The 13,830-nt window shown below is 71.8% G+C and carries 14 protein-coding genes and 1 tRNA gene; 13 read left to right on the top strand and 2 right to left on the bottom strand.

The features are described from left to right. From WBG79_RS21505 to WBG79_RS21495, 3 genes are read left to right on the top strand one after another with little or no spacing between them, the layout of a single operon-like run. The gene (locus WBG79_RS21505; RefSeq protein ID WP_337359274.1) at nt 1–783 is read left to right on the top strand and encodes an SDR family NAD(P)-dependent oxidoreductase; all 783 of its coding nucleotides are present in this window, start codon (nt 1–3) and stop codon (nt 781–783) included. Then, complete coding sequence (locus WBG79_RS21500; RefSeq protein WP_337359273.1) at nt 780–1,628, top strand: enoyl-CoA hydratase family protein; 849 nt, start codon at nt 780–782, stop codon at nt 1,626–1,628. The genes WBG79_RS21505 and WBG79_RS21500 overlap by 4 nt, the downstream gene beginning before the upstream one ends. 4 nt (nt 1,629–1,632) lie before the next feature. Next, on the top strand, nt 1,633–2,028 hold the full coding sequence (locus WBG79_RS21495; protein WP_337359272.1) for a RidA family protein: 396 nt from the start codon (nt 1,633–1,635) through the stop codon (nt 2,026–2,028). 72 nt (nt 2,029–2,100) lie between these two features. Here the strand turns inward: WBG79_RS21495 and WBG79_RS21490 are convergent, their stop codons facing one another. Together WBG79_RS21490 and mnmA are read right to left on the bottom strand one after the other, a co-directional pair. Further along, nucleotides 2,101–2,823, bottom strand: coding sequence for a class I SAM-dependent methyltransferase (locus WBG79_RS21490; protein WP_337359271.1), 723 nt, complete (start codon nt 2,821–2,823; stop codon nt 2,101–2,103). A gap of 22 nt (nt 2,824–2,845) precedes the next feature. Then, complete coding sequence (gene mnmA, locus WBG79_RS21485) at nt 2,846–4,039, bottom strand: tRNA 2-thiouridine(34) synthase MnmA (RefSeq protein ID WP_337359270.1); 1,194 nt, start codon at nt 4,037–4,039, stop codon at nt 2,846–2,848. Between the two features lie 309 nt (nt 4,040–4,348). Here mnmA and WBG79_RS21480 point away from each other — a divergent pair, with 309 nt between their 5' ends. The 10 genes from WBG79_RS21480 to WBG79_RS21435 all read left to right on the top strand — a co-directional run bounded on the left by WBG79_RS21480 (nt 4,349) and on the right by WBG79_RS21435 (nt 13,785). After that, a complete protein-coding gene (locus tag WBG79_RS21480; protein WP_337359269.1) occupies nt 4,349–6,262 on the top strand; it encodes a flagellar hook-length control protein FliK in 1,914 nt (637 codons plus the stop codon). A gap of 62 nt (nt 6,263–6,324) precedes the next feature. Further along, nucleotides 6,325–6,984, top strand: coding sequence for a flagellar hook assembly protein FlgD (locus tag WBG79_RS21475; protein ID WP_337359268.1), 660 nt, complete (start codon nt 6,325–6,327; stop codon nt 6,982–6,984). Between the two features lie 168 nt (nt 6,985–7,152). Continuing rightward, entirely contained in the window at nt 7,153–7,428 is a 276-nt protein-coding gene (sciP, locus tag WBG79_RS21470) for a CtrA inhibitor SciP (protein WP_337359267.1), read from the top strand. Between the two features lie 314 nt (nt 7,429–7,742). After that, nucleotides 7,743–9,461 (top strand): flagellar basal-body MS-ring/collar protein FliF, encoded by a 1,719-nt coding sequence (fliF, locus tag WBG79_RS21465; RefSeq protein ID WP_337359266.1) that lies wholly within the window; start codon nt 7,743–7,745, stop codon nt 9,459–9,461. A gap of 6 nt (nt 9,462–9,467) precedes the next feature. Continuing rightward, on the top strand, nt 9,468–10,529 hold the full coding sequence (gene fliG, locus WBG79_RS21460; protein ID WP_337359265.1) for a flagellar motor switch protein FliG: 1,062 nt from the start codon (nt 9,468–9,470) through the stop codon (nt 10,527–10,529). Between the two features lie 16 nt (nt 10,530–10,545). Continuing rightward, nucleotides 10,546–11,247, top strand: a complete 702-nt coding sequence (locus tag WBG79_RS21455; RefSeq protein WP_337359264.1) for a FliH/SctL family protein — start codon at nt 10,546–10,548, stop codon at nt 11,245–11,247. Nucleotides 11,248–11,283: 36 nt separating this feature from the next. Further along, the gene (gene fliN / locus WBG79_RS21450; protein ID WP_337359389.1) at nt 11,284–11,583 is read left to right on the top strand and encodes a flagellar motor switch protein FliN; all 300 of its coding nucleotides are present in this window, start codon (nt 11,284–11,286) and stop codon (nt 11,581–11,583) included. A 45-nt stretch (nt 11,584–11,628) separates the two neighbouring features. Next, nucleotides 11,629–13,017: a sigma-54-dependent transcriptional regulator FlbD gene (gene flbD, locus WBG79_RS21445; RefSeq protein ID WP_337359263.1), complete on the top strand. Its 1,389-nt coding sequence runs from the start codon at nt 11,629–11,631 to the stop codon at nt 13,015–13,017. 103 nt (nt 13,018–13,120) lie between these two features. Continuing rightward, nucleotides 13,121–13,197: transfer RNA gene (locus WBG79_RS21440), tRNA-Met, on the top strand. A 30-nt stretch (nt 13,198–13,227) separates the two neighbouring features. Beyond that, the gene (locus tag WBG79_RS21435) at nt 13,228–13,785 is read left to right on the top strand and encodes an MOSC domain-containing protein (RefSeq protein ID WP_337359262.1); all 558 of its coding nucleotides are present in this window, start codon (nt 13,228–13,230) and stop codon (nt 13,783–13,785) included. Nucleotides 13,786–13,830 lie beyond the last annotated feature (45 nt).

Genomic DNA, 13,830 nt, shown 5'->3' with positions numbered 1-13,830 from the left:
ATGAGCGGCCCGGATCTTTCGGGACGGCATGCGCTGGTGACCGGTGCCGGCAGCGGCATCGGGGCCGCGGTGGCGCGCGCGCTCGCCGGGGCCGGGGCGCGGGTCAGCCTGGCGGGGCGCCGGCGCGAGCCGCTCGCCGAGACCGCCGCCGCGCTCGGGGCGCAGGCCGGGGCGATCGCGATCCTGGACGTGACGGACCGGGCCGCCGTGGCGGCCGGCGTGGCGGCCGTGGAGGCGGAGGCGGGGCCCGTCTCGATCCTGGTCAACAATGCCGGGCGTGCCGCGAGCGGGCCGTTCGAGCGGATCGCCGCGGAAACCTGGGACGACATGCTGGCCGTGAACCTGACCGGGGCCTTCCTGGTGACCCAGGCGGTGCTGCCCGGGATGCTGGCGCGGCGGGCGGGCCGGATCGTCAACGTGGCCTCGACGGCGGGGCTCGTCGGCTACCCCTATGTGGCCGCCTACGTGGCGGCCAAGCACGGGCTCGTCGGCCTGACCCGGGCGCTGGCGCTGGAGGTCGCGCGCAAGGGCGTGACCGTCAACGCGGTGTGCCCCGGCTTCACCGAGACGCCGCTCCTCGACGGCTCGGTGGCGACCATCGTGGAGAAGACCGGACGGACCGCCGAGGCGGCGCGTTCGGACCTGGCGCGGGCGAACCCGATGGGGCGGCTTGTCACGCCCGAGGAGGTGGCCGACGCGGTCGTGTGGCTCGCCTCGCCCGGGGCGGCGGCCGTGAACGGACAGGCGATCGCGATCGCGGGCGGAGAGGTGATGACGGGATGAGCGCTTCCTCGGAGATGCGGGCCATGTTGCGGCCCTTCAAGGACTATCGGGCGCGGCACTTCCTGTTCGAGGCGCCGGGCGACGGGCGGGTGGCGACGATCCGGCTGAACCGGCCGGATAAGAAGAACCCGCTAACCTTCGAGTCCTATGCGGAGTTGCGCGACCTCTTCCGCGACCTCGTCTACGCGTCGGACGTCCGGGCGATCGTGCTGACCGGCGAGGGGGGCAACTTCTGCTCGGGCGGCGACGTCTTCGAGATCATCGAGCCGCTCACCCGCATGGCGATGCCGGATCTCCTCGCCTTTACGCGCATGACGGGCGACGTCGTCAAGGCCATGCGGCGCTGCCCGCAGCCGATCGTGGCGGCGGTCGACGGGGTCTGCGCCGGGGCGGGGGCCATCCTCGCCATGGCGGCGGACCTGCGCTTCGCCACACCGGAGGCGCGGACGGCCTTCCTGTTCACGCGCGTGGGCCTGGCGGGGGCCGACATGGGGGCCTGCGGGATCCTGCCGCGCCTCATCGGGCAGGGCCGGGCGGCGGAACTCCTGTTCACCGGCCGGGCCATGACGGCCGAGGAGGGGCAGGCCTGGGGCTTCTGGAACCGGGTCGTGGCGCGCGACGCGCTCGCCGGCGAGGCGGCCGCGCTCGCCCGCTCGCTCGCGGACGGGCCGTGGTTCGCGCATGGCATGACCAAGACGATGCTTAACCAGGAATGGGCCATGGGCCTCGAGGAGATGATCGAGTCGGAGGCGCAGGCGCAGGCCGTGTGCATGGCGACGGGCGACTTCCGGCGCGCCTTCGAGGCCTTCGCGGCCAAGGCGAAACCGCAGTTCGAGGGGAATTGAGCCGATGCACGAGATCCTGCAGCCCGAGGGATGGACGAAGCCGGTCGGCTATGCGAACGGGGTCGCGGCGCGCGGCCGGATGGTGTTCGTCGGCGGCCAGGTGGGCTGGAACCGCTTCTCGGAGTTCGAGACCGACGACCTCGTCGGCCAGGTCCGCCAGACGCTGCAGAACGTGGTCGACGTGCTGCGCGAGGCCGGCGCCGGGCCGGAACACATCACGTCGATGACCTGGTACTTCATCGACAAGCGCGAATATCTCGACAACCTGAAGGGGATCGGGCAGGCCTACCGGGAAATCGTCGGCCGGCACTACCCGGCGATGGCGGCCGTGCAGGTGGTCGCGCTGATCGAGGACCGCGCCAAGGTGGAGATCCAGGCGACCGCGGTCGTGCCGGACTGAGCGGAAGGCGAGGACGGGCTCGCACCGGACCTTGAGGGTCCTGCCGCGGGCTGGGACTTCGTGAGCCGGGGCTCAGACCCGCCGGAGCCGGACCATCGAGAAGATGCCGATCGGCGGCAGGGGTCGGATCTCGACGAGCTCGAGTCGCGGCCGGTTCAGGATACGGGCGACGGGGAAGTCCGGGCGCCAGCCGAGCTTGCGGGTGATCGGGGTCAGCCGGTCCTCCAGGGCACGGCGCCAGCCGCCCTCGGCGGCGAAATGGGAGATCACGACCGCCTCCCCGCCCGGTTTCAGGACCCGCTCGACCTCGGCCATGACGCTGTCCGGGTGGGGCACGACCGTGATGGTGAACATGACCGCCACGGTGTCGAAGGCGGCATCCGGGAAGGCGAGCCGGGTGGCGTCCATCTCGAGAAGGTCCTCGACATGGTCGAGCTTCTCCGCGGCGACGCGGCGCCGGGCGACCGCCAGCATTTCGGGGGAGAGGTCGATGCCGGTGACCCGGAGCTGCGGACGGTAGCGGGCGAGCGCGATGCCGGTGCCGACGCCCACCTCCAGGACCGTGCCCGACCGGGTGTTGATATGCGCGAGCGCGGCCTCGCGGGCGCGGTCGAAGAAGCGGCCGAACAGGGCCAGACGGCCGAAGACGAAGTCGTAGACCGGCGCCCAGCGCGCGTAGGCGGCCCTGACGGTCGCCTCGTCGAGGCGCGGCGTCGGGCTCAGGCGGATGGAGCGGTCCTGGGAGGGCTCGGCCTTGGCCGAGACCGCGGTCTTCCGGAAGGGGCCGTCGGCCATGGTGATGCTCGCGGGGTTCGGGTCACTCGGCAGCGATGCCGGCACGGAAGCGAATCCGCTCCTCGGCTTCGGTTTCGTGCCTATCACGCGCGACGCGCGCAATGGTTCCCCCGCCGAGGACGCGCGAGCCCGCGTCGGCGCTTTCATAGAACACGCAGGCCTGACCGGGCGCCACGCCGTGCTCGCCGTCCACGAGGTCGACCACCGGGCCTTCGGGGGTGAGGGACAGAAGGGCGGGCTGCGGCGGGCGGGTCGAGCGGACCTTGGCGAAGATCTCCAGGCCGGCGGCCGGGAGGGCGTCCAGCGGGGCGTCGCCGAGCCAGTTGACGGCGCGCAGGTGCAGGCGATGGGTGAGCAGCGCCTCGCGGGGGCCGACGACGACCCGGCCGCGGTCGGCGTCGAGATGGACGACGTAGAGCGGCTCGCCCACCGAGACGCCAATGCCGCGCCGCTGGCCGACCGTGTAGTGGATGATGCCCTGGTGGCGGCCGAGCACCCGGCCGTCCACATGGACGATGTCGCCGGGCTCCGAGGCGCCGGGCTTCAGGCGCTCGATCACCTCGACGTAGCGGCCGGACGGGACGAAGCAGATGTCCTGGCTGTCGTGCTTCTCGGCGACCGCGAGGCCGAGGTCGCGGGCGATCTCGCGGGTCTCCGCCTTGGTCAGCCCGCCGAGGGGGAAGCGCAGGAAGTCGAGCTGCTCCTGGGTGGTGGCGAAGAGGAAGTAGCTCTGGTCGCGGTCGAGGTCCACGGGCCGGAAGAGCGCGCGGTGGCCGTTCGGCAGGGCGCGGCTCTCGACGTAGTGGCCGGTCGCCAGCGCGTGGGCGCCCAGCGCACGGGCGGTGTCGAGCAGGTCGGAGAACTTGACCGTCTGGTTACAGGAGACGCAGGGAACGGGCGTCTCGCCGTGCAGGTAGCTCTCCGCGAAGCTGTCGATCACGGCTGTGCGGAAGCGGTCCTCGTAGTCGAGGACGTAGTGGGGGATGCCGAGCCGCTCGGCGACCCGGCGGGCGTCGAGGATGTCCTGCCCGGCGCAGCAGGCGCCCTTCCGGTGGGTCGCCTCGCCGTGGTCGTAGAGCTGCAGGGTGACGCCGACGACGTCGTAGCCGGCCCGCTTCAGAAGCCCGGCGACCACGGAGGAATCGACGCCGCCCGACATCGCCACGACGACGCGGGTGTCTTCCCGGCGACCGGGGAGGTCGAGATCGGGGGGCATGGGCGGGAACCCTCTTCGGTTCGGGCGCGACAGGGCGCGACGGATGCGGCGGCTTCCGGGCTCAGATGGGGCGGACGGCAGCCGCCCGCAACGGTGGCCGGACTATAGACAGGCCGGCGCGAGGCAGCCAAGGGGGCGAGGGGCAGGAAGTGCCCGCCCGGCAGGACTTGCCGGGGCGCTCGCGGCCGGGCCTGCGCATTTTCCGCAAGGGTGCCCGAAGTCGGCCGCGAATGCGATGACCCCAACTGGCCCCACGCTTGCAAAGACCGGGATGCAACGACCCATTCCGAGCCTCCCCGAGGAACCGAAGTGTCCAGCGTCGCCGTCACGCCCGCCCGTACCCCGCCCGCCGGCGGAAGGACCCTGCCCGCAGCCTCCGGTGCCGAGACGCGGCCCCGCGGCGGCTTCGAGGAGATCATGGCCGCCACCGCGCCGCGGGCGGAAGAGGACGCTCCCCCGGCTCCGTCGGCCGAGACGCAGCCGCCGCAGCGGCCGGCCTCGGCGCGCCCGCCGGCCCCGGCCCGGTCCGCCACGGCGGCGCCGCCGGCCGGGCGCGAGGCCCCGGCCCCGGCCGCCGAGGATCCAGGTCCGTCGACCGGCGCCGCCCGGCAGTCCGCGACCACAGGGGCGGACGACCCGTCCGGTGCCGCCCCGGCGGACGACGGGGAGACGTCCGAGGAGGCTTCCGGCACCGGCAATCCCCCCGCCGAGGCGGGGGCAGCCGCCCCGGATTCGACCGGCGCGCCGCCCCAGGTTCTGCCGGCGCCGCAACAGGCCGTCCTGGCCGCCCTCCTGCAAGCCGGGTCTGCCGATCCGGCCGCCGCGCCGGCCGTCGATCCGGGCGCGGCGAGCGCGGAAGGGGGCGTCGCCGCGCCGACGGCGCCGCCCGGCAGCCTGCCTCCGACCCTGCCGCCGACCCTGCCGGCGGCCGCCGGCACCGCCGATCCGGGCGCGACGTCGCCCGAGGCCGCGGCCCCGCGCGGCGCGGCGCCCGAAGCGGGCGCAAAGACGCCGCAGGCCGGACTTCCCATCATCCCGCAGGTTTCCCCGGCCATCCGGCCGGCCGCGGCCTCCGGCGCCGGGGCGCTCGGATCCGGCACGGCCGACACGGGCGCGCCGGGCGCCGACGTCGGTTCGGGAGCGGCCGAGCAGGCGGCGATCGTCTCGATCAAGGTCACCACCGCCCTTGCCCCGGGCGCGGCGACGGAGACGGCGGCGACGATTCCTGCAGATCCCGGGACGAGCGTCGAGACCGCCGCCCCGCCCCAGACCTCGACGAACGCACGGGCCGACACCGCCCCCCCGATGCAGGGCGGACCGACCGCCGGCGCCGTCACGCCAATGGCGGACCCGGGCATTCCGGTCGAGACCGCACCCCCGACCGGCCTGACCGGGCCGACGCAGGCCGTTGCCGGCCCCCCGGCGGCCGATACGGGCCCGTCCGGTCAGGACGACGGGCAGGGCGGCGCCGAGGCGGCGGCGCCCGTCACCCCGCGCAACGCGCCGGCATCGCCCGCGAAGACGTCCGGGACGGTCGCGCCCCTGGCGAAGACCGATCCCGCCCAGCCGGTCGAGACGCCGCCGGCCGTGGCCCCTGCGGCCCCGGCGGCTGCCGCGAGGGTCGCCACGGCCACGACGGTCCCGGCCGGTCCGCCGGACGGGCCCGGCAAGGCCGCAGAGCCGGATACGGGGATCGCGTCTGCCGAGGCTCCGGCCTCGACGGTGCCGCCCGCAGTGGGCCAGACGACCACGCTCCAGGCGGCGACCGCCACGGGCGCGCCCGCGGCCCCGCCCCGGGTCTCGCCGGCCGAGCAGGTCGCCACGGGCGTGCTCGCCCATGCGGCGCACGGCGACCGGCGCTTCGAGATCCGCCTGGACCCACCGGAACTCGGCCGGGTCGACGTGCAGGTGCAGATCGCCGGCAGCGGGGAGATCCGAGCCCATCTGGTGGTCGAGCGGGTCGAGACGCTCGACATGATGCTGCGCGACCAGCGGAGCCTGGAGCGGTCGCTCGAACAGGCCGGCATGCGGCTCGCCGATGACGGCGTGTCGCTGTCGCTGCGCCAGGACCAGGCGGGCGGCGGCCGGCAGGGCTGGCGTGGCACGGTCCTTGCGAACGACGAACGACAGGGCGTCGGGACGGCCCCCCAGGAGGTCGTCCCGCCCGTGGCGGCGGCCTATGCGAGGCCGGCCCGGACCACGGGCATAGACGTCAGAGTGTGAGGCACGAGGGGCCCCGCGTCGCCCGGCGACGGGCATGGGGCCGGTCTTGAGGAGTATCGACCATGGCCTTGTCGGGCGTGACTTCGGTCCCGGGGCAGACTTCGACGGCGAAGACCGACCAGTCGAAGCTGACCTCGAACTACGAGACGTTCCTGACGCTGCTCACCACGCAGCTCAAGAACCAGAGCCCGCTCGAGCCGATGGACGCGAACCAGTTCACCCAGCAGCTGGTGCAGTTCTCCTCGATCGAGCAGCAGATCAAGATGAACGCCAACCTCGAGGAGATGAAGACGGCTCTGGCGGTCTCCAACGCCACCGCGCTGGTCAACTACGTGGGGACGACCGTGACGGTCGATTCGGGTCAGACCAAGCTGGAGAACGGCCAGGCCACCTGGAGCTTCACGGCGCCGAAGGCGGCGACCGCCAAGGTGGAGATCCGAAACGAGTCCGGCGACGTCGTCTTCGCGGGCGAGAAGGCGCTGACGGCCGGCACCAACGAATATGTCTGGAACGGCAAGACCTCGGACGGCAACACGGCCCCGGCGGGCACCTACAGCCTCGTCGTGGACGCGAAGGATTCCGCGGGGAACGCGGTCCGGATCACGCAGGAGATCACCGGCAGGGTGGACGGCCTGGACTTCACCAACGGCGACCCGAACCTGCTCGTCAACGGCATGTCGGTGTCCCTCTGGTCGGTGAAGAAGGTGAGGCCGAGCGTCTGAGCGGGGCCGTGCGACCGGCAAAGCGCGGGGCCCCTCCGGGGGCCCCGTTCGCGTCCGGGACACGGATTTGCGCGAAAGCGCACGATCGGGGCTGTCAGCTTAGCCATATTTTAAGGCACGGGCCGTAGCTTGACCTCGATGTGGTCGCATCGAGTGTGTGAGTGTACGATGACCGATCAATTACGACCGCGTGTGAAGTATGTCATCGGGCCCGACGGCAGCCCGCTGACCATCGCCGATCTTCCGCCGAGCGATACGAAACGGTGGGTCATCCGGCGCAAGGCAGAAGTCGTCGCCGCGGTCCGTGGGGGGCTGCTTTCGCTCGAGGAGGCCTGCAATCGATACACCCTGACCGTCGAGGAGTTCATCGCCTGGCAGCAGTCCATCGACCGTCATGGTCTGGCGGGGCTCCGGACGACGCGGATCCAGCACTACAGGCAGTGATCTCCTCGTCAGAGGATCGAAGCTACTCAAAGGCCGGCTCACGCCGGCCTTTTTCTTTTCCCGGATTCCGCCCGGCCGGCCCGGCGGGCGAAATCGGCGGCGTTAACGGCGCCCGGCAATTCCGACCGGGCGGGGGCCGTGCCGCCGGGCTCCGGCCCGCGAAATTCGTCGCTGCCGGCGCAGGACGACCGGGCCGTTAACCGGCCGTTTACCAAGCCCTGGGAAATTCTTGCCTAGCGGTTCGGTGCGGGAGGCCGGCCCCCACCCGGAGCCAGGCACCGGACCGCGATCCCCCCCCGACCGGATGAACTCCCTTGAACGGCGTCGCCGCGTTCCTGAAAACCCTGGGTCCCCAACGCCTCGCCGCGATGGCGGTGGTGGCCGCGATCCTCGTCGGGTTCTTCGGCTACATTATCATGCGGGCGAGCCAGCCCGCGATGGCGCCGCTCTACTCCGACCTGTCGGTCCAGGACTCCGCCCAGATCGTCAAGGAGCTGGAAAGCGCCGGCGTCCCGTACGAACTGAGGCAGGAAGGGTCGCAGGTCATGGTCCCCAAGGACCAGATGCTGCGACTGCGCATGCGACTCGCCGAGAAGGGAATTCCGGCCGGCGGCTCGGTCGGCTACGAGATCTTCGACAAGTCCGACGCGCTCGGCACGACGAGCTTCGTGCAGAACATCAATCACCTGCGCGCCCTCGAGGGCGAACTCGCCCGCACCATCCGGGCGATCGACCGGGTGCAGGCCGCCCGCGTCCACCTGGTCATCCCAGAGCGGCAGCTCTTCCAGCGTGAGAAGGCGGCGCCCTCGGCGTCGATCGTGCTGAAGCTGCGCGGGTCGCTCGAGCCCGCCCAGATCCGCTCCGTCCAGCATCTCGTCGCCTCCGCGGTGGAGGGGCTCAAGCCGAGCCGTGTCTCGATCGTGGACGAGAAGGGCGCGCTGCTCGGCGGCGGGACCGAGGAGGACCCGCAGGGCGCGCTGGCCTCCACGCTGCAGGACCGCAACGCCGCCTTCGAGCGGCGGCTCGAAGGCCAGATCGAATCGATCGTCGCCTCGGTGGTCGGCCAGGGCCGCGCGCGGGTGCGCGTCTCCGCCGAGATGGACTACAACCGGATCACCCAGACCTCGGACACCTTCGATCCGAACGGCCAGGTGGTCCGCTCGACCCAGACCAAGGAGGAGAGCTCGACCTCGGCGGCGGGCGAGCGCGCCGTTTCGGTCGGCAACCAGATCCCCGGGTCGACCCAGCAGCAGGGCGGCAACGCCGGCCGCGACGCGTCCAACTCGACCGAGGAGCTCGTCAATTACGAGATCTCGAAGACGAGCCGGACGGAAGTGCTGGAGGCGGGCCGTGTCAAGCGGGTCTCGGTGGCGGTGCTGGTCGACGGCGTCTACACCACGGGGCAGAACGGCGAGGTGACCTACCAGCCGCGCGGCCAGGAGGATCTCGACCGGATCTCCGCCATCGTCCGCTCCGCGGTCGGCTTCGACCAGAAGCGCGGCGACCAGGTCGAGGTCGTCAACCTGCGCTTCGCCGAGGCTCCGGCCTCGCTGCCGCTCGAGCAGGCGAAGTCCGGCTGGATGTCGATGTTCGAGTTCACCAAGGACGACGTCCTGCGGCTCGCCGAACTCGGCGTGCTGCTCCTGATGACGCTGCTCGTCATGCTCTTCGCGGTCCGTCCGCTGATCCGCAAGATGGTCTCGGCCGACAGCCCCGGCGGCTCGGTCCCGGGTGCCGGCACGGCGGCCGTGCAGATCACCGGGGAGCCCGGCACCCTGCAGATCTCGCTTCCGGCGGTCACGATCGGGCCGGACGGCAAGCCCGTGCCCGTGCCGATCTCGGAGGCGCATGCGGCGGCCAAGGGCGAGGGTGCGGTGGCGCTGCCCGCCGGCGGGCTCGACCCGACCAAGCTCGAGCATGCCAAGCAGCTCGGCGCCCTGCAGGCGAACTCCATCGGCAAGGTCGGCGACCTCATCAAGGAATTCCCCGAGGAGGCGACCGCCCTCATCCGCAGCTGGCTCAGCGAGGGCTGATCGACCATGGCCGCCACGCCCGCCCCCGTCCAGGAAAACGCCAGGCTCCAGGTCTCGGCGACCGAAACCTACCGCGAGCTGGCCGGCGCCGAGCGGGCCGCCGTGCTCCTGCTGGCGCTCGGCGAGGAGCACGGACGCGAGGTCTGGAAGCGGCTCGACGAACTGGAGATCCGGCAGGTCTCGCTCGCGATGGCGCGGCTCGGGCCGGTTTCCCCCGAGATGCTGGAGAACCTGTTCGTCGACTTCGTCACCAGGATCTCGTCGAAGGGCTCGCTCACCGGCAACCTCGATTCGACCGAGCGGATCCTGCTCTCCTTCCTGGCGCCCGAACGCGTGAACCAGATCCTGGAGGAGATCCGCGGGCCGGCCGGCCGGAACATGTGGGAGAAGCTCTCGAACGTCCAGGAGAACGTCCTCGCCAACTACCTGAAGAACGAGTACCCGCAGACCGTCGCGCTCGTGCTCTCCAAGATCCGGTCGGACCATGCCGGCCGGGTGCTCGCCATCCTGCCGGAGGAGTTCAGCCTCGAGGTCGTCAACCGCATGCTGAAGATGGAGGCGGTGCAGAAGGAGGTGCTCGACAAGGTCGAGCAGACGCTGCGCATCGAGTTCATGTCGAACCTCAGCCACACGTCGCGGCGCGACGCCCACGAGCTGATGGCGGAGATCTTCAACTCCTTCGACCGGCAGACGGAGGCGCGGTTCCTGACGGCGCTCGAGGAGGAGAACCGGGAATCGGCGGAGAAGATCAAGGCGCTGATGTTCACCTTCGAGGATCTCGGCAAGCTCGATGCGGCCGGCATCCAGACGCTGTTGCGCAACGTCGAGAAGGACAAGCTGGCGCTCGCCCTCAAGGGCGCGTCCGACACGCTCAAGAACTACTTCTTCTCCAACATGTCGAGCCGCGCCGCTTCGCTCCTCAAGGAGGACATGGAGGCGCTCGGGCCGGTCCGGCTGCGCGACGTGGACGAGAGCCAGGGCATGATGGTCAACGTCGCCAAGGACCTCGCGGCCAAGGGCGAGATCATGATCTCCAAGTCCAAGGGCGACGACGAGATCATCTACTGAGGAGCCGACGAGATCCATGGCCGCCCCCGCCCGCTTCCTGTTCGACCTGGACTTCGCGGCGCCCCCGCCGAAGCCGGCGGAGGAGATCGTCGAGGCCGTTCCCGAGACCCCGAAGGTGGAGCTCGACTTCCACCTCGCCGAGGTCGCGGCCGCGGAGGCGCGGGCGCGGGCCGAGGGCTACGAGGAAGGCCGGCGGGCCGCGGAGGTGCGGGCAGCCGAGCGGCTCGCCGACGAGGCCGCGGTGCTGGTCGCCTCGTCGCGGGCGCTCCTCGCCGCCCTTGAGGCGGACCGGCTGGCGATCGAGAAGCAGGCCGTCGACCTGGCGATGGCGGCGGCGCGCAAGCTCGCCGGGGCGCTGGTCGACCGGGAGCCGACCGCGGCCGTCCGGGCGCTCCTGGCCGAGTGCCTCGGGCCCTTGCGCAAGTCGCCGCACCTGGTCCTGAGGCTCCGGGAGGATTCCGCGGAGGCGGTCAGGGCCTCGGTCGACCGGATCGCCCGGGAGACCGGGTTCGAGGGCCGGATCGTCATCCTGGGCGAGCCGGAGATCGCGCGCGGCGATTGCCGCATCGAATGGGCCGACGGCGGCATCGTGCGCGACAGCGCCGCGATCGCGGCCGGCATCGAGGCGGCCGTCCAGCAGTATTTCACCGCCCGCGAGCAGGGCGTCGACGAGCATCCGCCGCATACCGACCCGGTCCGGCCGGGCGAGAGGATCTGAGCCATGGCAGCCGACGAAGGTCTCGATCTTTCCGACATGGGGGCGCCGCGCAAGTCGAGCGTCATCGACGACGAGCCCGTGACGGCCCGGACCGCCGCGGATCTGGAGGCCGTCTTCGACGTGCCCGTGAAGGTCTCGGCCATCCTGGGCCAGGCCCGCATGCAGGTCTCCGACCTCGTCAAGCTGTCGACCGGGACGGTGCTGGAACTCGACCGCAAGGTCGGCGAGGCGATCGACATCTACGTCAACAACCGGCTGGTCGCGCGCGGCGAGGTGGTGCTCGTCGAGGACCGGCTGGGCGTCACCATGACGGAAATCATCAAGGGCGAGCGGTAACACGCAAGCGAGGCCGCCAGGAGGCGGGCCGGGAGGTAGGAAGCCATGAGACTGCTCATCGTCGGTGCCCTCGGAGGGCAACTCGCCGTCGCCTCGCGCATGGCGATGGACCGCGGCGCCTCCGTGCTGCACGCCGATTCGGTCGAGACCGCCCTGAAGACGCTGCGCGCGGGCAAGGGCGCCGACCTCCTGATGGTCGACGTCGGCCAGCCGATCGCGGAGCTGATCCGGCAGCTGGAAATGGAACTGATCCACGTGCCCGTGGTCGCCTGCGGGACCTCGTCCAACGCGCGGGCGGCCGTCGAGGCGATCCGGGCCGGCGCCAAGGAGTACATCCCGCTGCCGCCGGACGCGGAGCTGATCGCCGCCGTGCTCGCCGCGGTGGCCGAGGAGGCGCGCGACCTCGTCATCCGGGACGACGCCATGGCGCGGGTTCTGCGGCTCGCCGACCAGGTGGCGCCGTCGGACGCCTCGATCCTGATCACGGGCGAGAGCGGCACCGGCAAGGAGGTGCTGGCCCGGCACGTGCACCGCAAGTCGTCGCGGGCCGACAAGCCGTTCATCGCGGTCAACTGCGCGGCGATCCCCGAGCAGCTCCTCGAAAGCGAACTCTTCGGCCACGAGAAGGGGGCCTTCACGGGGGCGGTGGCGCGGCGGGTCGGCAAGTTCGAGGAGGCGGACGGGGGCACGCTGCTGCTCGACGAGATCTCCGAGATGGACCTCAGGCTGCAGGCGAAGCTTCTCCGGGCGATCCAGGAGCGCGTCATCGACCGCGTCGGCGGCAGCCGGCCGGTGCCGGTCGACATCCGCATCCTGGCGACCTCGAACCGCAACCTGGCCGAAGAGGTCAGGAAGGGGACCTTCCGGGAGGACCTGCTCTACCGGCTCAACGTGGTCAACCTGAAGATCCCGCCCTTGCGCGAGCGGCCGGCCGACATCCTGGCGCTCGCCGAGCACTTCGCCGACAAGTACGCCAAGACGAACGGCATCAAGCCGAAGGCGATCGGCCCGGAGGCGCGCCGGGAGCTCATGCGGGCGCGCTGGCCGGGCAACGTCCGGGAGCTCGAGAACTGCATGCACCGGGCGGTGCTGATCGCTCCCGGGGACGAGATCGACGCGGGCTCGATCCTGTCGCCCGACGGCGAGCGGCTGACGGCCGGCGGGGCCGACCGGTCCGACCCGCGCAACGCGGCCGTGGTGCGCGCCGCCGAGACCGCCGAGGCGGTGACGCGGGCGCTCGTGGGCCGCACGGTGGCGGACGTGGAGCGGGACCTCATCCTCTCCACGCTCGACCACTGCCTCGGCAACCGCACCCATGCGGCCAATATCCTCGGCATCTCGATCCGCACCATGCGCAACAAGCTCAAGGAATATGCCGACGAGGGCTTCCAGGTGCCGCCGCCGGGCGGTGGCGAGGGGCGCGAGGTCGCCTGACCCGCGGGGGCGGCCCGATCTCCCACGGGAGGTCGTCCCCGATCCGCCGCAGCGCCGGTTCGCCTTGACACCGGTGGTCCGGGTTTCTTATATCGCGGCGCGTGGCTGGGTAGCTCAGATGGTTAGAGCGGAGGATTCATAACCCTCAGGTCGGCGGTTCGATCCCGCCCCCCGCCACCAGCCCCCTTCACGCCCGATCCGGATTTCACGATGGCGAGGCGCGAGCAGACCGGGTCCGTGGTCGCCGTCGCGCGCGACGCTGCGCACCGCTTCTCCAAGCCGACCGTCCCGTCGATCCGGCTCCTCGAAGGGCTCGGGGTCGAGGGCGATGCGCATCTCGGCACCACCGTGCAGCATCTTTCGCGCCTGCGGGCCGACCCCGGCCAGCCGAACCTGCGGCAGGTCCACCTGATCGCGGCCGAGCTCTTCGACGCGCTCGCGGAGGCCGGATATGCGATCGCGCCCGGAGCGCTCGGCGAGAACGTGACGACCCGCGGCATCGACCTCCTCGACCTGTTGCGGGGCAGCCGGCTGCATCTCGGGGCGACGGCGGTGGTGGAGGTCACGGGCCTGCGCAACCCGTGCCGGCAGATCGAGGACTTCCGGCCGGGGCTGCTCGCCCGGGTTCTCGACCGCGACGCGGCCGGCCGGCTCGTCCGCAAGGCGGGGATCATGGGCGTGGTGGTGGCCGGGGGCGTCGTCCGCCCGGGCGACCCGGTCGGGGTTGTCACTCCGGACGGTCCCCACCTGGCGCTGGAGCGGGTCTGAGGGGACGTCCGGTGCCGGTCGCAGTGCGGCGGCAGCATGCCTGTC

The sequence above is a fragment of the Prosthecomicrobium sp. N25 genome, from assembly GCF_037203705.1.
Lineage (GTDB): Bacteria > Pseudomonadota > Alphaproteobacteria > Rhizobiales > Ancalomicrobiaceae > Prosthecodimorpha.
This window is presented reverse-complemented; position numbering and strand designations above follow the sequence as displayed.

What these genes read in the sequence shown, in the direction of transcription:
- WBG79_RS21475 (WP_337359268.1), top strand. Translation starts at nt 6,325, where the DNA reads ATGGCCTTGTCGGGCGTGACTTCGGTCCCGGGGCAGACTTCGACGGCG.
- flbD (WP_337359263.1), top strand. Translation starts at nt 11,629, where the DNA reads ATGAGACTGCTCATCGTCGGTGCCCTCGGAGGGCAACTCGCCGTCGCC.
- fliN (WP_337359389.1), top strand. Translation starts at nt 11,284, where the DNA reads ATGGGGGCGCCGCGCAAGTCGAGCGTCATCGACGACGAGCCCGTGACG.
- WBG79_RS21505 (WP_337359274.1), top strand. Translation starts at nt 1, where the DNA reads ATGAGCGGCCCGGATCTTTCGGGACGGCATGCGCTGGTGACCGGTGCC.
- WBG79_RS21500 (WP_337359273.1), top strand. Translation starts at nt 780, where the DNA reads ATGAGCGCTTCCTCGGAGATGCGGGCCATGTTGCGGCCCTTCAAGGAC.
- WBG79_RS21490 (WP_337359271.1), bottom strand. Translation starts at nt 2,823, where the DNA reads ATGGCCGACGGCCCCTTCCGGAAGACCGCGGTCTCGGCCAAGGCCGAG.
- sciP (WP_337359267.1), top strand. Translation starts at nt 7,153, where the DNA reads ATGACCGATCAATTACGACCGCGTGTGAAGTATGTCATCGGGCCCGAC.
- mnmA (WP_337359270.1), bottom strand. Translation starts at nt 4,039, where the DNA reads ATGCCCCCCGATCTCGACCTCCCCGGTCGCCGGGAAGACACCCGCGTC.
- WBG79_RS21455 (WP_337359264.1), top strand. Translation starts at nt 10,546, where the DNA reads ATGGCCGCCCCCGCCCGCTTCCTGTTCGACCTGGACTTCGCGGCGCCC.
- WBG79_RS21495 (WP_337359272.1), top strand. Translation starts at nt 1,633, where the DNA reads ATGCACGAGATCCTGCAGCCCGAGGGATGGACGAAGCCGGTCGGCTAT.
- WBG79_RS21435 (WP_337359262.1), top strand. Translation starts at nt 13,228, where the DNA reads ATGGCGAGGCGCGAGCAGACCGGGTCCGTGGTCGCCGTCGCGCGCGAC.
- fliG (WP_337359265.1), top strand. Translation starts at nt 9,468, where the DNA reads ATGGCCGCCACGCCCGCCCCCGTCCAGGAAAACGCCAGGCTCCAGGTC.